Below are 20,132 nucleotides of genomic sequence, written 5' to 3' on the forward strand. Positions count from 1 at the left end.
TAGCCCGTGATTAAGTTTAATTTTTCTAGGGAGTTACGTTTAGTAACTCCTCTTCAATTTAAATCTGTTTTCCAAGAACCGCTTAAAGCGAGTTCGCCTGAAATTACCATTCTTGCTCGTCCTAATCAACTTCAAATCCCTCGACTAGGTTTAACCGTAGCAAAAAAATATGTCAAAAAAGCCCATGATCGTAATCGTATTAAACGAGTTTGTCGTGAAAGTTTTCGCTTGAAGCAACATCAGCTCCCAGCTTGTGATTTCGTTATCATTAGTAAAAAAGGCATTGGTAATCTGGATAATCAGAGTTTAAACCAATTATTAGACAAGTTATGGCGAAGACATATTCGTTTGGCACAAAAATCTTTATTGCGTTAATTCGGCTATATCAACTCACAATCAGTCCTTTACTTGGACCACGTTGCCGTTTTACGCCCACTTGTTCTCAATATGGTATTGAAGCATTAAAAACTCACGGTGTATTAAAAGGTAGTTGGCTTACGTTTAAGCGTGTATTAAAATGTCATCCTTTAAGTGAGGGAGGATATGATCCCGTTCCACCTCGTCAATCTATAACAAATAAAGAGAAACAATAATGGATTCAAGACGCAGTTTATTAGTTATCGCTCTCCTGTTTGTATCTTTTCTTGTGTATCAGCAATGGCAAATGGATTATCATTCGCCAAAACCTGCTACCACAGAACAACAAACAACAGCATTTTCTGAAACACCTTCATCAAGCAATACCACAATGACCGTGGATAGCCAAGCAACTGGGCGTATTATTACCCTTGAAAACGATGTCTTTCGTTTAAAAGTGGATACCTTAGGTGGAGATATAGTGGAATCTGAGTTATTAAAATACGATGAAACCTTAAACTCTCATCAACCTTTTGTGTTATTACAAAATGATCCCGCGCATATTTATGTTGCACAAAGTGGCTTGATTGGTAAAGATGGCATTGACAGTCAGGCAGGACGTGCTAATTATCAAGTTGATGGCGATAGCTTTAGACTTGCACCAGGTGAACAACAATTAGTTGTACCATTAACCTTAGAAAAAAATGGCGTAATTTACCGCAAAACCTTTATTCTCAAGCCAAATGCTTATAATGTAGAGGTTAATTTTGATATTCAAAATAACAGTGCCAACGCCATTGAAGTTCAACCATACGGACAGCTCAAACATAAATTAGTGGACAGCTCAGGCAATATTGCTATGCCAACCTATACGGGGGGAGCATATTCCTCATCAGACACCAATTATAAAAAATACAGCTTTGAAGATATGGAAAAAGCCAATTTATCCGTTGATACCAAAGCAGGTTGGGTTGCGGTCTTACAACATTATTTCGTTTCCGCTTGGATCCCAAATCAAGATGCAGAAAATCAGCTTTATAGCCGTACTGCCAATGGATTAGGCTTTATTGGTTATCGTGGGCCGATTACTGTTATCCCTGCTGGCACAACACAAACCATCAGTAGCCAATTATGGACAGGGCCTAAGCTACAAAATGATATGGAAAATGTGGCTAAGAACCTTGATTTAACCGTTGATTATGGCTGGGCTTGGTTTATTTCTAAACCTTTGTTTATGCTCCTTGAACTCATTCAGAGTATTGTAAAAAACTGGGGTCTAGCGATTATCGGGGTTACCTTAGTGGTTAAAGCCATTCTTTATCCATTAACCAAAGCACAATATACCTCTATGGCAAAAATGCGTATGTTGCAACCAAAATTGCAAGAAATGCGTGAGCGTTTTGGCGATGATCGCCAACGTATGAGCCAAGAAATGATGAAACTTTATAAAGAAGAAAAAGTCAATCCATTAGGCGGCTGCTTACCTATCCTACTACAAATGCCAATTTTCATTGCCTTGTATTGGATGTTTATGGAAGCGGTAGAATTACGCCACGCCCCATTCTTTGGCTGGATTCAAGATTTATCGGCACCTGATCCTTATTATATTTTGCCAATCTTAATGGGTGGCTCAATGTTCCTGTTGCAAAAATTATCGCCAACACCTATGGCTGATCCGATGCAACAACGGATTATGAACTTTATGCCGTTAGTATTTACTGTGTTCTTTCTCTGGTTCCCTTCAGGACTGGTTTTATACTGGCTAGCCTCTAACTTGATTACCATTGCTCAACAGCAATTAATTTATCGAGGATTAGAGAAAAAAGGCTTACATTCAAGAGCCAAAAAATAATATAAAAAAGCGTCCTCTGACGCTTTTTTATTTATAGTGGAACAGCGATAAAATAAAGTCAAAACGTACCGCACTTCTAAGCAAGTGCGGTCTATTTTAGGAAAATTTTATGCAACAAAAAGAAACGATTGTCGCCCAAGCCACAGCCATTGGGCGTGGTGGAATTGGCATATTAAGGGTATCAGGCCCACAAGCAAGCAATGTGGCACAAGCCGTATTAGGTAAATGCCCAAAGCCAAGAATGGCAGATTATTTACCCTTTAAAGACGCCGATGGCACGATCCTTGATCAAGGCATTGCCCTTTATTTTAAAGCCCCTCATTCGTTTACCGGCGAAGATGTGTTGGAATTACAAGGGCATGGCGGACAAGTGGTATTGGATTTATTACTAAAACGTATTTTACAGCTTGATCATATTCGTCTTGCTCGCCCAGGTGAGTTTTCTGAACAGGCTTTCTTAAATGATAAATTGGATCTTGCCCAAGCAGAAGCCATTGCCGATCTCATTGATGCCAGTTCAGAACAGGCGGCACGTTCTGCCTTAAAGTCGCTCCAAGGGGAATTTTCACATAAAATCAACCAATTAGTGGATCAGCTCATTTATTTACGCACCTATGTGGAGGCTGCCATTGATTTTCCCGATGAAGAGATTGATTTTCTTGCTGACGGCAAAATTGAAGGGCATTTACAACAAATTATCCAGCAACTTAACCAAGTTCAACAAGAGGCGAAACAAGGTTCACTTTTACGGGAAGGAATGAAAGTAGTCATTGCTGGGCGACCTAATGCCGGAAAATCCAGTTTATTGAATGCCTTAGCTGGGCGTGAAGCAGCGATTGTTACCGATATTGCTGGCACCACCCGTGATATTTTGCGAGAACATATTCATATTGACGGTATGCCTTTACATATTATTGATACCGCAGGGCTACGGGATGCCACCGATGAAGTAGAAAAAATCGGTATTCATCGTGCTTGGAATGAAATCAAACAAGCGGATATGATTTTATTAATGTTAGACAGCACAGCACCTGATAACCAAAATATGGAAAAAGTGCGGTCAGAATTTTTACAAAAATTACCTCCCCATATTCCTGTGACCATTATTCGTAATAAAGTTGATCTCACAGGCGAAACCGAAGGTATTCAGCAGCAACAAGACTATACGGTGATTCAACTATCGGCAAAAACACAATATGGTGTCGATCTATTACGCGAGCATTTAAAACAAGCGATGGGCTATCAATCGGGTACAGAAGGGGGATTCTTAGCTCGCCGCCGCCATTTAGAGGCGCTCAATAAAGCCGCTCAACATTTAGCACAAGGGCATATCCAGCTTACCCAATATTTTGCTGGGGAATTACTGGCGGAAGAACTTAGATTGGCACAGTTACAATTAAGTGAAATCACTGGACAATTTACCTCTGATGATTTACTTACCCATATTTTTAGTTCATTTTGTATTGGTAAATAATCCGTTTTATTGTCATTTCAATTTAAAATAAAGACAAGTTGGCACGCCAAATACATAAAGGCGTGCTAACATTGTATTATGGTGTAATGGATAAAGGTGTGGAGTCTAATTATTTTGGGGCTGTATTAGATAACTGACAAACTCACTATTTACTCATTTCAGCATTACTCACAGTAACATAAAGTATTAAATTTACATTTTAAAACAACTAGTTAAAGGTAATTTATTTTAGTTATCTAAGATAACCTATGGTTTAAATAAATTAAGGGAGGAAAGGCTATATAATTCAATTAATTACTTGCGATAGTTATCATAGATTATTAAAAGAGATATTCAATACCCTATCCAAAGTACCATTTTTATCTTTTAGCAATAGCGATAAGAAAGTTAATAAAAAGCATAATTTCTAGCTGGAAAGAAATTATAGCTGTTCCACTTTAAATAATACAGCGTTGGTACGCCTTGCCCTACTATTTGTACTGTATTTGGCGTACCATCTTAAATTGATTAAGCTCTCCGCCAAGTTGTGCCATTTGCACTATCTTCTAAAATAATCCCCATTTTGGTAAGTTTATCACGAGCTTGGTCGGCGATTGCCCAATCTTTATTAGCACGAGCAGTGTTGCGTTGTTCAATAAGTTGCTCAATAAGCACAATATCATCTTGATTTGCACCTGCCTGTAGAAATTGTTCTGGATCTTGGTATAAAAGACCCAATACGCCAGCTAATTCACGTAATCTTGCTGCCAGTTGATCGGCTTTGTGTTGATCTTCAATTTTTAATTTATTGAGTTCACGTGCCATATCAAATAATACTGCCAAGGCAGAAGGGGTATTAAAATCATCATTCATGGCGTGTTGAAATGCTTCAACATATTGTTCGCCGCCCATTGGTGCAGTTTGTGGATTTGTGCCACGTAAAGCGGTATAAAGCCGTTCTAGGGCTTGACGAGCATTGTTGAGTGCTTCTAAATCATAATTGAGCAGTGAACGATAATGCGCTGTTAGAAAGAAATAACGTAAACTTTCCGCATCGTATTGTTCAAGCATAGTACGAATGGTGAAAAAATTGCCCAACGATTTAGACATTTTTTCTTTATCAATGGTCAACATACCTGTATGTAGCCAATAATTAACATAATCATGCCCATTTGCACAGCAGGATTGTGCAATTTCATTTTCGTGGTGTGGAAACATCAAGTCAGAGCCGCCGCCATGAATATCAAAATGTTCCCCTAAGGTTTTTTGGTTCATTGCAGAACATTCTATATGCCAACCAGGGCGACCTTTTCCCCAAGGCGAATCCCAGCTTGGTTCATTCGGTTTTGACATTTTCCATAACACAAAATCCATTGGATTATGTTTGATAGATTTTATTTCAACCCTTGCTCCCGCTTGCAGTTGTTGTAGATTTTGGCGAGATAATGCACCATATTGTTCAAAGCTAGGGACATTAAACATCACATCGCCATCTTCTGCCACATAAGCATGCCCTTTGGCGATCAGTTTTTCTACCATTGCAATAATTTCAGCAATATTATGTGTTGCTCTCGGTTCAATATCAGGACGTTGAATATTAAGTGCATCAAAGTCACGATGCATTTCGTTAATCATTCGTTCTACTAATTGTTCGCAGGTTTCGTTATTTTCTAACGCTCGTTTAATAATTTTATCGTCCACATCAGTAATATTACGAACATAGGTAAGATCGTAACCAAGATAGCGTAGGTAACGAGTAATAACATCAAAAGAAACAAAAGTCCGACCATGCCCAAAATGGCAAAGATCATAAACGGTTACCCCACAAACATACATACCTACTTTATTCTGATGAATAGGTTTGAAAATTTCTTTTTCTCGAGTGAGGGTATTAAATATTTTTAGCATAAAATTTTCCAATGATAAGTAAAATTATTCTTCACATTTTATAGCACTTTTTTCTAATTTATGAAATAATGATAACTTCATTTTCTAAATAGGATTGAAAAAATGGTTACATTACATACAAATTTTGGTGACATTAAAATTGCATTGAATCATGAAAAAGCACCTAAAACGGCAGAGAATTTTTTAAATTACTGCAAAAATGGCTTTTATAATAACACAATTTTCCATCGTGTTATTGATGGTTTTATGATTCAAGGCGGTGGTTTAGAAGTGGGTATGCAAGAAAAAGCAACCAATCAACCCATTCAAAATGAAGCCAATAATGGATTAAGTAATAAGCGTGGCACTATTGCTATGGCTCGTACTGCGGATCCACATTCTGCAACGGCTCAGTTTTTCATCAATACCGTTGACAATGATTTTTTAGATTTTAAATCAGAGTCTATGCAAGGTTGGGGATATTGTGTATTTGGTGAAGTTGTGGACGGTATGGATATCGTGGATAAAATCAGTAAAGTGAAAACAGGTAACTATGGCTTCCATCAAGATGTACCAAAAGAAGAAGTGATTATTACTTCTGTTTCTGTAGATGAATAATAACCATCAATTTTAGCAAAAGAAGGGCGTTATTACGCCCTTTTTGTTTGTTTTTTATCCTAGTATTATCCGTTTTTATTCTATAAAACAAAATTTGTTTTCTTTTATAATTACCAATGTATAGTGGTTCTGATTTACAAAAGAATGACTATATTTGGAGTTATACATTATTTTCATAATATAAAGAGGTAATTATGATGAAAAACATAGGGATAATTAGCATTTTTTCCGCTATTCTTTTAGGTTGTAGCCAACAACATCACCATGATCAAAACGCAAATCTTCACCATCATCACTGGTCTTATGTGGGAAATGAAGATCCTGCTCATTGGGGAGAATTAGCAACTGAATATCAAGTTTGTAAACTAGGTAAAAATCAATCTCCTGTGGATGTTTCTGAAAGTATTGAAACACATTCTCATACAATCAAATTACATACAGCAAAAACACAGGTGAAATTAGAAAATAATGGACATAGTATTCAGGCAACGCCAATAACAGCAAATAACCAGTTATGGATTAAACAAACGCCCTTTGCCCTACAACAATTTCATTTTCATACGCCAAGTGAACATACTTTTAAGCAAAAACATTTTCCTTTAGAAGCCCATTTTGTTTATCAAAATGAAGAAGGACAATTAGCTGTTATTGCTGTATTTTTCACTCTAGGTAAAGCAAATTCAGAATTAGCGAAATTAGAGCAACAAACCTTACCTATAGGAGAAAAACATTCTGTTACGCAAGAGGTTGATCTCGCAAAATTAATGCCTAAAAATCCTAAACATTTCCGCTTAACAGGTTCACTGACAACCCCTCCTTGTACTGAAGGCGTGAATTGGATTATTATGCAACAGCCTATTGAAGCAAGCCAAAGCCAAATTGATTGGTTAGCCAATGTTATGGGAAAAAATAATCGTCCATTACAACCATTAAATTCACGTTTTATTATTCAAGAATAATCACAAATGATGCCAATATCTAAGATATTGGCATTTATAATCGTTCCACTTTAAAATAACACTATTCACTGTACTATATGTACTGTACCGCCTTGTTTTATTTTAAAACGACGATATTTAGGTAGATCACAGAGTGCAACAACTAAAATTTTTTGATACACATAACCATTTAGATTACGTTGAACAGCAAACACAATGCCCTTTAGCGGAATTACTGCATAATGCCCAGCAACATTCGGTAGAAAAAATATTAATTGTGGCGGTAATGGCAAAAGATTTCAAAAAAATTGAAAAAATGACCGCACTTTATCCACAACAACTGGTTTATGCCTTAGGTTTACACCCCTTACATCTTTTACAACATCAGCCAGAACATTTGCAACAATTAGCACAATTACTGGCACAACGCCCAAAAGGTTGCACTGCCATTGGTGAAATTGGTTTAGAACGCGCGATACCCGAATTAATCACACCCCAACATTGGCGTAAGCAATGTGAGTTATTGGAAAATCAATTACAACTTGCTAAACATTATGCGTTGCCTGTCAATATTCATTCTCGCAAAGCCCATGAACAGCTCGTTCCCTTTTTAAAGCGAGCAGATTTAACGGTTACAGGTGTTATCCATGGCTTTGCAGGTAGTTACCAACAAGCGAAACGTTTTGTTGATTTAGGTTATAAAATTGGTGTTGGGGGTACTATTACTTACCAACGTGCAAATAAAACTCGCCAAACCATTACAAAATTACCCTTAGAGAGTTTGTTATTGGAAACTGATAGCCCAGATATGCCTGTTTTTGGTTTTCAAGGACAACCTAACCGCCCTGAACGCATTAGGCAAATTTTTGAGGTGCTATGTCAGTTAAGAAAAGAACCCGCACAACATATTGCAGAGGTTATTTGGCAGCAAAGTTGTGGGTTGTTTGCTATTGAAAAATAAAAGTGTAATGGACAAAAATATGGAATTTAATTATTTCTATATTACTTACTAACTCGTTTTGTTTAAAAAATTCTTTATAAAAATAATATTACACTTTCTGCTTAACTTTTTATATTTATAAGGAAAATAACCTTTTTCATTGCATTTATTTGAACGTTCATTCAAATGATCTTGATGTATTTAAATATATTTGATAATAAATCACTTTTTAGTAACCATTTTTCCATTACACTAAAAATGTTTAAAATGGAATCATAAGTGATAATGTATTGCAAAATTGAGAATATTCCTATTTAAGATTAAATCAATGCAAAGTAGTTTTAGAAAATAAATTAATTACTAATACACCACTAATTATTAGTCCTATACCTAAAATCGCAGCGATATCAAGACGTTGTTTAAATAATACCATACCTACCGCAGAAATTAAGACAATACCCATACCTGACCAAATTGCATAGACAATTCCTACAGGTAACACCGTCATTACTTTAGCTGCAAGATAAAAGGAAAGTGCGTATAAGAGCAATGCACCAAAAGTCGGTAGAGGTTTGCTAAACCCTGCACTTGCATTAAGTAAACTGGTAGCACAGACTTCAATCATTATAGATAAACTTAACAACAGCCAAGTCATTAATTTATTACTCCGTAAAAATAAAAAAGTACGGTAAATTGATACCGCACTTTATCTTCAAGTTAGTTTGTTATTTTACCACAGTAATAGTCCAAGAAGCATCCCCAATTTGTTCAAAGTTAGTCACTTCATAGCCTTCTTCTGCTGCCCAGTTTGGAATACTTTCTGTGGCTTGTGAACAATCAAAATTAATGATTAATCCATCGCCTTTATTTAATTTTGCCATAGCTTGTTTTGCTTCGACTAAAGGGAAAGGACAAACTAACCCATTGGTTTCTAATGTCACTAACATAAATTCTCCTTACATTTTATTATGATGTTAATGCTTTACGTTGTGGGCGGATTATTGTGAAATAAGCCGCAACCCAAGTACCTAATATCATCATTGGTAAAGCGATCCAACCTTGCCACGAAAAAAAGGCGGTTTCAACTAATCCATTACCAATAGAACAGCCTCCAGCTAAAGAAGCCCCTATTCCCATGAGTACCCCACCTGCGGCACTACGCAACATTGTGGTGGTATCTGGCACACGAAAACGGAATTCATTACTGCCTTTAGCTGCGATAAATGAGCCAAGTAAAATACCTAATACTAAGAAAACACCCCAGTTAATAAATGCGGTATCTGCAGTAATAAAATATTGTATCAAATTGGCCGATGGGCCAGTAATACCTAAGCCAAATTGACGGCCGGTGGCTATGCTTAATGGCCAAGCTAATAATGCCACTAATCCGATTAAAATTGCAGTAACAAACGGATCCCAGCGTTTTTCAAATAAGATATGTGCTAACCCCGTTTTCTTAGCTTTTAATTGTGCCAGTTTTGCTTTAGGTTTGCGTAATTGATTAAATACCAACCATATTGTTACCGCACTTAGTAAAGCCACGAGTAACCAAGGCGAAATACCGAAAGTTTCATAAATGGTGGTATGTTCAATAGTTTGATTACGCAAGTAATGGTTTATCCCACCTAATGGACCAGTTCGCATCATGGCACTGAATAACATATAAGTGAATAATGCGACCCAACTTCCAATAAGCCCTTCTCCTGCTCGGTACCATGTCCCTGTAGCACAACCACCAGCAAGAATAATTCCAATGCCAAAAATAAATGCGCCTAGAATTACCGCGCCAAACGCTAATTTTTCAGCGGGAATACTAAGCCAACCAAGGCTATGAAAAATGAATAAACCTATTGATTGGATACTAATTGCAATAAGCAAAGCAATGAACATTTTATTATTTTTTGTTACATACATATCACGAAATGCACCTGTAATACAAAAACGTCCACGTTGCATAATAAAACCGAGCAATAAGCCACAAATTAATCCTGTAAATATCATTATTCTCTCTCCATAAAAATGGCATTATTATAGCCATTTCATTTTAAAGCGGACGACTATATTAAAAAAACGCGAAAAAAAGTGTAATAACTTTTTTATGTAATTTATTGCATTTTCATCTAAAAGAGACCGCCTAAATGCCAATTTTCTGTTAAAATAATACCCCTTTGAACCTGCTATTGAGGAATGGGCTATCGAAAATTGGCAACGTGGTTTTGTGTTACATCGTAAAAATTATAGTGAAACCAGTTTATTGGTGGATATTTTTACGGAACACGGCGGTCGATTAACGGTTCTTGCTAAAGGAGCAAGGACTAAACGTTCGCCCTTAAAAGGGGTATTACAACCTTTTACACCCTTATTACTCCGTTGGACAGGCAAAGGCGAACTCAAAATTTTAACCAAAGCCGAACCTGCTTCTATTAGCCTGCCTTTAGAGCAAACTGCCCTTTTTAGTGGTTTTTATATTAATGAATTGATTACACGAGTGCTGGAAAAAGAAACCCCTTATCCGCACCTTTTTCAAGATTATTTGCAATGCCTTATGGGATTAGCAAGCTCGCCTAATCAAGTAGAACCTATGTTACGTTATTTTGAATTTCAGCTGTTACAAACTCTTGGTTATGGCGTTGATTTCGTGCATTGTGCAGGCAGCGGCGAGCCTGTTGATGAGAATATGACCTATCGTTATCGGGAAGAAAAAGGGTTTATTGCTTCGTTAATTAAAGATAATTTGACCTTTTATGGGCGTGAATTACTCGCTTTTGAACAACGGCAATTCTATGATGTAGAGGTATTAAAAGCCGCTAAGCGTTTTACGCGTATGGCATTAAAACCTTATTTAGGTGGTAAACCATTGAAAAGTCGTGAACTTTTTTTACAACAAAGACAAACTCATCAATAAATTATTATGGCATTATTTTATTCCCCTACTAAAGCACATCAACCAACTTCGTTACAGCAAGCCGAGATCATTGGGCTTGATTATCAGGGATTAGGGGTGGCAAAAATTGAGGGGAAAACCTGGTTTATTGAAAACGCTTTGCCACAAGAAGTGGTTCATTTTTCTGTATTAGAGAATAAGCGTCAATATGGACGCGGTACAGCACAAAAATGGCTTAAGACTAGCCCACAACGACAACAACCAAAATGCCATTATTATGCACGTTGTGGTGGCTGTCAGAGTCAACATATTCCTATTGCAATGCAACGTCAAGCCAAAGAACAAGCCCTATTTCGTCAATTATCACAATGGCATAAACAGATTGAGTTTATGCCAATGATTACGGGCGAGCCTTGGCAATATCGTCGCCGTATTCGTTTAGCCCTACGAGTCAATCCCAAAAGTAAACAACTTGAATTAGGCTTTCGGCAAAAACAAAGCCAACATATTGTGAGTATTGCTCATTGTGAAGTGGTTGAACCTCGTTTGAATAAAATTATTGCAAAACTGACCGCACTTTTTAGCCAGTGGCAACAGCCACAGCAACTTGGGCATATTGATTTGGTGGCTGGGGATAATGGTGTAAGTATGTTATTGCGTCATCTAGGCGAAGTGGATAAACGTGATAAAGCCTTATTGCAACATTTTGCTGAGCAACAGCAACTGAATTTATTTGTCCAATCTGATCATGATGTGATGTGCTGGTATGGTGATATGCCTATGTATATGATCAATGATCTCAAACTCCAATTTGATATGCAGGATTTTATTCAGGTCAATGCCTGCCTTAATCAACAAATGGTAAATACCGCTTTGCACTGGTTGGAATTGCAAGCACAGGATCATGTGTTAGACTTATTTTGTGGTATGGGAAATTTTACCTTACCATTAAGCAAGTATGTAGCAAGCGTGGTAGGCATTGAGGGCGTGCAAGCAATGGTAGCGAAAGCTCGTTACAATGCTGAGCAAAATCAATGCCATAATGTTCGCTTCTATCAAACTGATTTAGCTAAATCTTTTTTGGATCAACCTTGGGCAAAACAAACATTTAATAAGATTTTACTGGATCCACCAAGGGCAGGGGCTGATTTCGCTCTTAATGGGTTATGTGAGTTACAAGCAGAAAAAATTCTTTATGTATCTTGTAACCCCGCCAGTTTAGTACGAGATACAAAAATTTTATTGGATAAAGGCTATCAACTCGTTAAATTAGCGATGATTGATATGTTCCCCCATACGGGGCATTTGGAAAGTATCAGTTTATTTGAACGACAATAGGAGATTAATATGGTTGCAATTCGTGGTTCACACTTAATTAATCCCAAGGATTTTATTTTTGAAAATTGGTGCCAGGCATTACAACTCAATGCCGATCTGGCGAATAAACTGATTGCAACTTGGCATTATTCTGAACAAAAATTACAAGCGACAAATTCCCCTCTATTATCCTTGCGTAATCGCATTGAAATGCTTGAAATTTTACATGGCTTAAATATGGATGCGGATACGCTAATGACCGCCATGTTATTTCCATTGTACGAACGTAAACTGATTAGCCTTGATGAAATTAAAGAACATTGCGGTAGCAAAATCAGTAAATTAATCAAAGGCGTGGCAGAAATGGATAATATTCGCCAGCTTAATGTGAGCCAATCAGCAAGTGCATTGCAAGTGGATAATGTACGACGAATGTTATTAGCGATGGTAGATGATTTTCGTTGCGTGATTATTAAACTGGCAGAACGTATTACCTTTTTACGTGGTGCAGAAAAATATTGTAGCGAAGAAGAACGTGTCCTTGCCGCAAAAGAATGTGCCAATATTTATGCCCCTTTAGCCAATCGTTTAGGCATTGGGCAATTAAAATGGGAACTTGAAGATTATTGTTTCCGCTATTTGCATCCCGAACAATATCGCAATATTGCCAATTTATTACATGAACGCCGTTTAGATCGAGAACAATATATTGCCGATTTTGTGCAAGAATTAAGTGGTTATTTAAGCCAAAATCTTGAGCAGGTGGAAGTTTATGGTCGCCCGAAACATATTTATAGCATTTGGCGAAAAATGCAAAAGAAACACCTGCAATTTACCGATCTTTATGATGTTCGTGCGGTGCGTATTATTGTGCAAAAATTACAGGATTGTTACACCGCACTTGGCGTGGTACATACCCATTTTAAGCATTTACCCAAAGAATTTGATGATTATGTTGCCAATCCGAAACCAAATGGTTATCAATCTATTCATACCGTTGTGCTTGGCAAAGGGGGCAAACCCATTGAAGTACAAATCCGTACCCAACAAATGCACGATGACGCCGAATTAGGGGTCGCTGCCCATTGGAAGTACAAAGAAGGCACCACAGGCGGACGCTCTGGCTATGAAGAAAAAATCACTTGGTTACGCAAATTATTAGCTTGGCAAGATGATATTACCGACTCAGGCGAAGTGATGGCAGAATTACGTAGCCAAGTGTTTGATGATCGTGTTTATGTGTTCACGCCAAAAGGCGAAGTGATTGATTTACCCACAGGCTCTACGCCATTAGATTTTGCCTATGCTATTCATAGTGAAATAGGACATCGCTGTATTGGGGCAAAAGTGTCAGGACGCATTGTACCTTTTACTTACCAACTACAAATGGGCGATCAAATTGAAGTCATCACCCAAAAAAATCCGAACCCAAGCCGAGATTGGCTCAATCCTAACCTTGGTTTTACCCATACCGCCAAAGCCAGAGCTAAAATCCACGCTTGGTTTAAAAAATTAGACCGAGATAAAAATATCCCTATTGGCAAAGAATTATTAGAAGATGAACTGGCAAGAATTGGGCTAACCTTAAAACAGATTGAACCCTATGCCCTGCCACGTTATAACCTCAAACAAACGGATGATTTATTTTCGGGCATTGGCAGTGGCGATATTCGCCTTAATCATTTAATCCACTTCCTGCAAAGCAAATTGATTAAACCTACTGCCCAAGAAACGGACGAAGAAATTTTACGCCATGTTAGCCACAAAAGTGCTAATAATGCCCAACAAAAAACGGAGAAACAAGGCTATGTCGTCGTGGACGGCGTAGGCAATCTTATGCACCATATCGCCCGCTGCTGTCAGCCAATCCCTGGCGATGCCATTGTGGGCTATATCACCCGAGGGCGAGGCATTTCCATTCATCGCAGTGATTGTGAACGTCTGGCGGATTTACAACGAGAAAATCCAGAACGCATTGTGGAATCTTGCTGGGGCGAAAACTCTAAAAGTGAGTTTTTCCATCTCACTATTCGCATTGTGGCGAGTGATCGCCATGGCTTATTGCGAGATATTACAACAGTATTAGCCAATGAAAAAGTCAGTGTCGCAGGCATTTCAAGCCGAACGGATCAAAAGCGTCAACTGGCTACCATTGATATGGAAATTAGCCTAAATAACGTCCAAATGCTAAGTAAAATTCTTGCGAGATTAGCAAAATTAGATGACGTTATTGAAGCAAAACGCTTAGCCAGCTAAGGATTATTCATGCAAAAACATCGAGGATTAACCCATATTATTAAAGCCACAGGCTATTCACTACAAGGGCTAAAATGGGCATTAAAAGAAACCGCCTTCCGCCACGAATTATTACTTTGCCTCATTGGCATTCCTCTCGCCTGCTGGCTAGCTGATACCCCTATTGAAATGGCTCTCATGATAGGCTCGTTACTACTTATTCTGGTCGCTGAATTATTAAACAGTGCCATTGAAAGCGTAGTAGATTTAGTTAGCCCAAATTATCACCCCTTAGCAGGACGAGCCAAAGATCTCGGCTCTGCTTCAGTATTTATTTGTATGCTTATTTGTTTGTTGGTTTGGGGGCTTATTTTATTTGGTTAGTTAAAAATATCCCTACTCCCCAAATACCGCTTAAGTGTATTCACATCTTGTTGCCAATATTCGTTTAATTGGTTAACCCAGTTGCCAATAGATTGTGTCCATTGAGAATTGTCATCTGATTGTGCTTGTTGGGCTAATTGTTGGAGGCGTTTTAATCCGATAGCGGCACAAGCACCTTTTATTTTGTGGGCAATTTCTGTGAGCGGCTTTTGGTATTGGGGATCTTGTCGATAGTGTTGATAGCAATCCGTTAATTCTTTGAGATAGTCAGACATTGTTTGTTCAAATAATTGGATATTTTGTTGGATAAAATCCTTACCAAGCATAGCAAATAGATCTGTTAGCATTTCTTTATCAAGAATGGCAACATCATCTGTTTGCATTTGAGATTGATTTGCTTGAGGTTGCTCATCTATCGCAAAATAATCAGATAGACAATGAGTTAATGCTTCTATGGATAAAGGTTTACAAAGTACATCGTCCATGCCTTTATCAAGGTAGGTTTGTTTATTGTTAATTACATTAGCTGTCAGGGCAATTAAAGGCGGTAAATATTCATATTCATCGGCTTGATATTTTTCACGCAAATGTTGGGCTACATCAAAGCCTGTCATATCGGGTAATTGAATATCTAGGAGTAATAAGTCGTAAGCATTTTGGGTAAATTTTTCAATAGCCTGTTGTCCTGTCATGGCGACATCAATGTGGCAACCCAATTTTTCTAGCATCGCTTTTGCTACGATAATATTGACCTCAATATCTTCCACTAACAAGATATTTAAGGGGAAATGTATTTGTGTTTGTGCCTGAGAAGAAGGTTGGCGAACTTGTTGTGCTTTTATTATTAAGGTAAAGGTTGAGCCTTTGCCTACTTCACTTTGTACACAAAGATCGCCACCCATTAATTTAGCCAGATGTTTAGAAATCGATAAACCAATGCCACTGCCTAAGGCTTTTTGGCGATGTTGTTCATCTTCAACTTGATAATACATCATAAAGATTTTATCCAGTTCTTGCGGGGCGATACCAATACCAGTATCGGTTAGGCTAAATTGTAATTTTTCTTGTGCTAAGGATGTTACCTTGAGGCAAATTTTGCCTTGTGAGGTAAACTTTACCGCATTGCTGATTAAATTCCATAAAATTTGGCTTAATCTGGTGGCATCAAGCATTAACCAACTTGGTAAAGGTTCATCACATTGTAGCTCAAATTTGAGGTTTTTCCTTTCTGCCATAAAGGTGGCGATGTTTTGAATATCCTTTAAGAAGTGGTTGAAATCTGTTTCTTTGTGATAAATTTCAATTCTTCTACTGTCTAATTTTTCAAGATCAATAATGTCACTAAAAATATAGCCTAAAGAGACCGCACTTACATGAATGGTTTGGAGATAATTACGTTGTTGTTCTGTAAGTTGGCTATCCAGTAGAATTTGGCTTAATCCGACAATACCATTTAAAGGTGTGCGTAATTCGTGGCTAATGGTTGCCATTAGGTTGGTTTTATCACGACTATTTTTTTCAATCACCTCTAAATAACGTTTTCTTTCGGTAATATCTCGTCCAAATCCCATAATATAATGGCTATTGGTCATGGCATCAAAATAAGGCACTTTACGAATTTCAAAACAAGTTTGATTGCCTTTAGGATCTTCTAACCATTGTTCATAGGTAACACCTTGATTGCTGTTTAAAATATCTTGATCAATTTGTTCAATACGTTGAGCCACATCTTGATTAAAAATCTGTTGTGGTGTGACTTGGATTAATTCAGCTTCAGTTTTTCCTGTTAAGGTTTCCATTGCACGGTTGCAACCGAGAAATTGCCCTTGTGCGGAACGGTAAAAAACTAAATCAGGCGAGGCATCAATAAAAGAGCGTAAAAATTCGGCTTTTTGTTCAAGTTCTTGTTGTGCTTGATTTAAGGCGAGAATGTTTTCATTTAATTGGGCGTTACTTTGTGCCAATTTCAAACGAGAATGTTCTAATTTTTCCACTAATAAGGTGAAAAAATAGATCACAAAGGGGGCGGATAATAAACCAAAAATAATGGAGCGGATAACATCTTGCCAATAAATCTGCCCGACAATGATTAAGCTTGTTAATCCTTGTATCACTAATGCTAATATTGCTAGGATAACGAAACCTAATAAAGAGAACTTTAATCGCCCAAGTTTTATAACCCAGTTAATATAGCGTTGGGTAAATTGCTTTACATTTTGCATAATAAATTATCTAAAAATAAAAATCCCCTCTGAGTTTTATCAAGAGAGGATGGTGAAAAGGATTAATGAAATAAACGGCGTTGTTTATGTGTCCGTTTTAATTGACTGATTAATACAAGAACCAAAAGAGCAATGTAAAAGGCAAAAATCACGACAATCCATTGTGCCATACTTACCCCTAAAAATGTCCAAGTGATTTCATTACAAGAACCTGTAGGTTTAAACATAAAAGGCAACCATTGATCAAGGGGCAAGGTTTCTGGAAAATCAGCAAATACAGAACATTGTTTCCAAGGTGCTGGGTTCATTTGATAGTCCACATGTTTTAATGCGATGAATAACCCTTTGATTGCACTGGCTAACCCTATACCAATCGCCATTAAACGTATTACTAAGCGTTGTGGGGCAAGTAAACCAACGATACCAGCAATCAGTACACCGAATAAAGCCACTCGTTCATAAATACACAACACACAGGGCTGTAATGCCATTCCATGTTGGAAATAAAGTGCGGTCAATTCTAAAGCTAATGCGGAGAGTAACAATAAGAACCAACCTAAACGTTGTGTTGATAAACTTTTTAATGTATTCAGCATAACTTTTCCTTTTGTCTTGTTAGGTTACATTGAGGTCAGTAAACCTATATTTTCAAATAAAGCGGTTAGGCTTGGTAAAATAAATTCCACTGACAATAAACCCACTAAGGATAACACAATCGTATAAGGTAATGCCATCAATACCATTTTTCCGTAAGATAAACGGATCAATGGTGCTAAAGAAGAGGTTAAGAGGAATAAGAAAGCTGCTTGTCCATTAGGGGTTGCAACTGAAGGTAAATTTGTACCTGTATTAATGGCAACCGCTAATAATTCAAATTGTTGATGAGAAATTGCTCCTGATGTCCAAGCCGCTTTTGCCTCATTAATATAAACTGTACCGACAAAAACATTATCTGAAATGGCGGATAATAAGCCATTAAACACATAGAATAAGGCTAACTGTGTGCTTTCACTGGCGGATAGTACGAATTGGATAATGGGGGCAAATAATTGTTGATCAATAATCACTGCAACCACTGAGAAAAAGATCACTAATAACGCGGTAAAAGGTAAGGCTTCTTGAAAGGCTTTTCCTACTTCATGTTCTGAGGTAACGCCACAAACCGCGGTACAAAATACGATAATGGTTAAACCAATCAAGCCAACTGCCGCAAGATGAAAAGCAAGCCCGATCACTAACCATGCACCAATAACGGCTTGCATAAACAGTTTCATTTTTTCCTGTTTTATCATTTTACGCTCTTGTGCACGATCGAATTTTGCTAATACCGCCCAAACTTTACGCGGTAATTTTGCCCCATAATCAAACCACTGTGTTTTTTCTAATACAACACAAGTTAAAATCCCACAAATTAACACAGGTAAACTGACGGGCAAAACACGAAAGAAAAATTCCTTGAAATGCCAGCCTGCTTGTTCCGCAATAATCAAATTTTGTGGCTCACCAACCATTGTCATTACCCCACCTAAAGCGGTACCAACACTAGCGTGCATCATTAAACTGCGGAGAAAACGGCGAAATTGCTCTAAGGTTTGTTGATGATGAAGAATTTTATCGTCATTGGTAATATCCGTCGGATCAGAAAAATGATAGCCTGAAGCCACCTTATGATAAACCCCATAAAATCCCATTCCAACACTAATAATAACCGCTACCACCGTCAAGGCATCTAAAAATGCTGAAAGAAACGCCGCACTTAAACAAAAAGCCAAAGACAAAATGATTTTTGAGCGAATACCTAACAATAATTTTGTAAATAAATACAACAATAATTGCTTCATAAAATAAATACCCGCCACCATAAACATTAATAGCAAAATCACTTCAAAATTTGCCATAATTTCAGCCTTAACGTGCTCAGCTGTGGTCATACCTATGATCACCGCCTCAATGGCTAATAAACCACCGGGCTGCAAAGGGTAACATTTTAATGCCATAGCTAACGTAAAAATAAACTCAGCAACAAGCACCCAACCTGCCCAGAAAGGGCTTATAAAAAAGAACAGTAAAGGGTTAATAATCAGAAAAAGAAGAATAGTATATTTATACCAATCGGGACTTTGCCCTAAAAAGTTTTTAAATAAGGCTCGCGCGTATTCCATTATAGGATTCCTTAATGCGATAAGAGAAGTTTTCTGATTGTAATATAAAAAACTTTGAACGATAATAGTTTCTTGTTATATAAAGAAAGAAATACGATATTTATTTAACTAGATCAAAATACTCAACAAAGGTTAATCACAAAATATGACAAATCACACTCTATTAAAAGCACAAAGCCCCGCTGGGCTAGCAGAAGAATATATTGTAAAAAGTATTTGGAATAATCATTTCCCCCCAGGCTCTGATTTACCTGCTGAGCGTGAATTAGCAGAAAAAATTGGTGTTACTCGCACCACATTACGAGAAGTCTTACAACGCTTAGCACGAGATGGTTGGCTAAGTATCCAACATGGAAAACCGACCAAAGTCAATAATATCTGGGAAACCTCAGGATTAAATATTATTGATGTATTAGTTCGCCTTGACGGCACCAAATTACCCTCATTAATTGCTAATGTACTATCAGCTCGGACTAATATTTCGCCCATCTACATCAAAAAAGCCTTTAAACTCTCTCAAGCCGAAAGCCTACAGATCTTTGAACCCTTAGAAACATTACAAGATAATGCCGAAGACTACACAAAATTTGACTACGACTTATTCCGTAAACTGGCTTTTGCCTCTGACAACCCTGTCTATGGCTTAATTCTAAATAGCCTAAAAAGCCTTTATAGCCGAGTGGCTTTATTTTATTTTGCCAATCCACAAGCCCGTTTGTTAGCAAAACAATTTTATCTACAATTAAAAGATATTTGCCAACGACAAGCCATTGATGAAGTCGCCCCTTGTATTCGCCAATATGGTAAAGACAGTGGCATCATCTGGGCAAAATTACAGCAAGAAATTACGGCTGAGTTTAATGATTAAGACTCTAAAGGAGCT

At 37.5% G+C, this 20,132-nt stretch carries 19 protein-coding genes; 12 read left to right on the forward strand and 7 right to left on the reverse strand.

The window, feature by feature from the left end:
• The first annotated feature begins 6 nt into the window (after nucleotides 1-6).
• The 4 genes from rnpA (at nucleotide 7) to mnmE (ending at nucleotide 3,683) form a co-directional block, all read left to right on the forward strand.
• Nucleotides 7-375 carry a ribonuclease P protein component gene (gene rnpA / locus EV694_RS04850; RefSeq protein ID WP_132690036.1) on the forward strand — a complete coding sequence of 123 codons (369 nt, stop codon included), beginning with the start codon at nucleotides 7-9 and terminating at the stop codon, nucleotides 373-375.
• Nucleotides 330-593, forward strand: coding sequence for a membrane protein insertion efficiency factor YidD (yidD, locus tag EV694_RS04855; protein ID WP_132690038.1), 264 nt, complete (start codon nucleotides 330-332; stop codon nucleotides 591-593). The genes rnpA and yidD overlap by 46 nt, the downstream gene beginning before the upstream one ends.
• Nucleotides 593-2,209: a membrane protein insertase YidC gene (gene yidC / locus EV694_RS04860; RefSeq protein WP_132690040.1), complete on the forward strand. Its 1,617-nt coding sequence runs from the start codon at nucleotides 593-595 to the stop codon at nucleotides 2,207-2,209. The genes yidD and yidC overlap by 1 nt, the downstream gene beginning before the upstream one ends.
• Nucleotides 2,210-2,318: 109 nt before the next feature.
• Entirely contained in the window at nucleotides 2,319-3,683 is a 1,365-nt protein-coding gene (gene mnmE / locus EV694_RS04865; RefSeq protein WP_132690043.1) for a tRNA uridine-5-carboxymethylaminomethyl(34) synthesis GTPase MnmE, read from the forward strand.
• Between the two features lie 507 nt (nucleotides 3,684-4,190).
• Here mnmE and cysS read toward each other — a convergent pair.
• Nucleotides 4,191-5,570, reverse strand: coding sequence for a cysteine--tRNA ligase (gene cysS / locus EV694_RS04870; protein ID WP_132690056.1), 1,380 nt, complete (start codon nucleotides 5,568-5,570; stop codon nucleotides 4,191-4,193).
• 102 nt (nucleotides 5,571-5,672) lie between these two features.
• Here cysS and EV694_RS04875 point away from each other — a divergent pair, with 102 nt between their 5' ends.
• The 3 genes from EV694_RS04875 to EV694_RS04885 all read left to right on the forward strand — a co-directional run bounded on the left by EV694_RS04875 (nucleotide 5,673) and on the right by EV694_RS04885 (nucleotide 8,066).
• Entirely contained in the window at nucleotides 5,673-6,167 is a 495-nt protein-coding gene (locus EV694_RS04875; RefSeq protein WP_132690059.1) for a peptidylprolyl isomerase, read from the forward strand.
• A gap of 194 nt (nucleotides 6,168-6,361) precedes the next feature.
• The gene (locus tag EV694_RS04880; protein WP_132690062.1) at nucleotides 6,362-7,126 is read left to right on the forward strand and encodes a carbonic anhydrase; all 765 of its coding nucleotides are present in this window, start codon (nucleotides 6,362-6,364) and stop codon (nucleotides 7,124-7,126) included.
• Nucleotides 7,127-7,259: 133 nt separating this feature from the next.
• Nucleotides 7,260-8,066, forward strand: a complete 807-nt coding sequence (locus tag EV694_RS04885) for a TatD family hydrolase (RefSeq protein WP_132690065.1) — start codon at nucleotides 7,260-7,262, stop codon at nucleotides 8,064-8,066.
• Between the two features lie 304 nt (nucleotides 8,067-8,370).
• On the opposite strand, the gene EV694_RS04890 is transcribed toward EV694_RS04885, so the two are convergent.
• The 3 genes from EV694_RS04890 to EV694_RS04900 form a co-directional block, all read right to left on the reverse strand.
• Complete coding sequence (locus EV694_RS04890) at nucleotides 8,371-8,700, reverse strand: DMT family transporter (protein ID WP_132690068.1); 330 nt, start codon at nucleotides 8,698-8,700, stop codon at nucleotides 8,371-8,373.
• Between the two features lie 70 nt (nucleotides 8,701-8,770).
• Nucleotides 8,771-8,992 carry a sulfurtransferase TusA family protein gene (locus EV694_RS04895; RefSeq protein WP_132690071.1) on the reverse strand — a complete coding sequence of 74 codons (222 nt, stop codon included), beginning with the start codon at nucleotides 8,990-8,992 and terminating at the stop codon, nucleotides 8,771-8,773.
• Between the two features lie 19 nt (nucleotides 8,993-9,011).
• Nucleotides 9,012-10,046, reverse strand: a complete 1,035-nt coding sequence (locus EV694_RS04900) for a YeeE/YedE family protein (protein ID WP_132690073.1) — start codon at nucleotides 10,044-10,046, stop codon at nucleotides 9,012-9,014.
• A gap of 193 nt (nucleotides 10,047-10,239) precedes the next feature.
• Between EV694_RS04900 and recO the strand changes: the two genes are divergently transcribed.
• The 4 genes from recO to EV694_RS04920 are packed head-to-tail and all read left to right on the forward strand — an operon-like array spanning nucleotide 10,240 to nucleotide 14,865.
• Nucleotides 10,240-10,950 (forward strand): DNA repair protein RecO, encoded by a 711-nt coding sequence (recO, locus tag EV694_RS04905; protein WP_132690076.1) that lies wholly within the window; start codon nucleotides 10,240-10,242, stop codon nucleotides 10,948-10,950.
• A gap of 6 nt (nucleotides 10,951-10,956) precedes the next feature.
• Complete coding sequence (gene rlmD / locus EV694_RS04910; protein ID WP_132690079.1) at nucleotides 10,957-12,267, forward strand: 23S rRNA (uracil(1939)-C(5))-methyltransferase RlmD; 1,311 nt, start codon at nucleotides 10,957-10,959, stop codon at nucleotides 12,265-12,267.
• 9 nt (nucleotides 12,268-12,276) lie between these two features.
• Nucleotides 12,277-14,502, forward strand: coding sequence for a GTP diphosphokinase (gene relA, locus EV694_RS04915; protein WP_132690082.1), 2,226 nt, complete (start codon nucleotides 12,277-12,279; stop codon nucleotides 14,500-14,502).
• A gap of 9 nt (nucleotides 14,503-14,511) precedes the next feature.
• Nucleotides 14,512-14,865 (forward strand): diacylglycerol kinase, encoded by a 354-nt coding sequence (locus EV694_RS04920; RefSeq protein WP_132690085.1) that lies wholly within the window; start codon nucleotides 14,512-14,514, stop codon nucleotides 14,863-14,865.
• On the opposite strand, the gene arcB is transcribed toward EV694_RS04920, so the two are convergent.
• The 3 genes from arcB to nhaB all read right to left on the reverse strand — a co-directional run bounded on the left by arcB (nucleotide 14,862) and on the right by nhaB (nucleotide 19,249).
• Entirely contained in the window at nucleotides 14,862-17,087 is a 2,226-nt protein-coding gene (gene arcB, locus EV694_RS04925; RefSeq protein WP_132690087.1) for an aerobic respiration two-component sensor histidine kinase ArcB, read from the reverse strand. The genes EV694_RS04920 and arcB overlap by 4 nt on opposite strands.
• Nucleotides 17,088-17,149: 62 nt before the next feature.
• The gene (gene dsbB, locus EV694_RS04930) at nucleotides 17,150-17,683 is read right to left on the reverse strand and encodes a disulfide bond formation protein DsbB (RefSeq protein ID WP_132690090.1); all 534 of its coding nucleotides are present in this window, start codon (nucleotides 17,681-17,683) and stop codon (nucleotides 17,150-17,152) included.
• A 24-nt stretch (nucleotides 17,684-17,707) separates the two neighbouring features.
• Nucleotides 17,708-19,249, reverse strand: a complete 1,542-nt coding sequence (gene nhaB, locus EV694_RS04935; RefSeq protein WP_132690092.1) for a sodium/proton antiporter NhaB — start codon at nucleotides 19,247-19,249, stop codon at nucleotides 17,708-17,710.
• Nucleotides 19,250-19,394: 145 nt separating this feature from the next.
• Between nhaB and fadR the strand changes: the two genes are divergently transcribed.
• Nucleotides 19,395-20,117: a fatty acid metabolism transcriptional regulator FadR gene (gene fadR / locus EV694_RS04940; RefSeq protein WP_132690095.1), complete on the forward strand. Its 723-nt coding sequence runs from the start codon at nucleotides 19,395-19,397 to the stop codon at nucleotides 20,115-20,117.
• Nucleotides 20,118-20,132 lie beyond the last annotated feature (15 nt).

This window comes from Volucribacter psittacicida (genome assembly GCF_004339025.1).
Classification (GTDB): Bacteria; Pseudomonadota; Gammaproteobacteria; order Enterobacterales; family Pasteurellaceae; genus Volucribacter; species Volucribacter psittacicida.

Coding starts and splice junctions, on each gene's coding strand:
- fadR (WP_132690095.1), top strand. CDS start 19,395: ATGACAAATCACACTCTATTAAAAGCACAAAGCCCCGCTGGGCTAGCA.
- cysS (WP_132690056.1), bottom strand. CDS start 5,570: ATGCTAAAAATATTTAATACCCTCACTCGAGAAAAAGAAATTTTCAAA.
- EV694_RS04900 (WP_132690073.1), bottom strand. CDS start 10,046: ATGATATTTACAGGATTAATTTGTGGCTTATTGCTCGGTTTTATTATG.
- EV694_RS04890 (WP_132690068.1), bottom strand. CDS start 8,700: ATGACTTGGCTGTTGTTAAGTTTATCTATAATGATTGAAGTCTGTGCT.
- dsbB (WP_132690090.1), bottom strand. CDS start 17,683: ATGCTGAATACATTAAAAAGTTTATCAACACAACGTTTAGGTTGGTTC.
- arcB (WP_132690087.1), bottom strand. CDS start 17,087: ATGCAAAATGTAAAGCAATTTACCCAACGCTATATTAACTGGGTTATA.
- rlmD (WP_132690079.1), top strand. CDS start 10,957: ATGGCATTATTTTATTCCCCTACTAAAGCACATCAACCAACTTCGTTA.
- yidC (WP_132690040.1), top strand. CDS start 593: ATGGATTCAAGACGCAGTTTATTAGTTATCGCTCTCCTGTTTGTATCT.
- nhaB (WP_132690092.1), bottom strand. CDS start 19,249: ATGGAATACGCGCGAGCCTTATTTAAAAACTTTTTAGGGCAAAGTCCC.
- relA (WP_132690082.1), top strand. CDS start 12,277: ATGGTTGCAATTCGTGGTTCACACTTAATTAATCCCAAGGATTTTATT.
- EV694_RS04875 (WP_132690059.1), top strand. CDS start 5,673: ATGGTTACATTACATACAAATTTTGGTGACATTAAAATTGCATTGAAT.
- yidD (WP_132690038.1), top strand. CDS start 330: ATGGCGAAGACATATTCGTTTGGCACAAAAATCTTTATTGCGTTAATT.
- mnmE (WP_132690043.1), top strand. CDS start 2,319: ATGCAACAAAAAGAAACGATTGTCGCCCAAGCCACAGCCATTGGGCGT.
- EV694_RS04920 (WP_132690085.1), top strand. CDS start 14,512: ATGCAAAAACATCGAGGATTAACCCATATTATTAAAGCCACAGGCTAT.
- EV694_RS04895 (WP_132690071.1), bottom strand. CDS start 8,992: ATGTTAGTGACATTAGAAACCAATGGGTTAGTTTGTCCTTTCCCTTTA.
- EV694_RS04880 (WP_132690062.1), top strand. CDS start 6,362: ATGATGAAAAACATAGGGATAATTAGCATTTTTTCCGCTATTCTTTTA.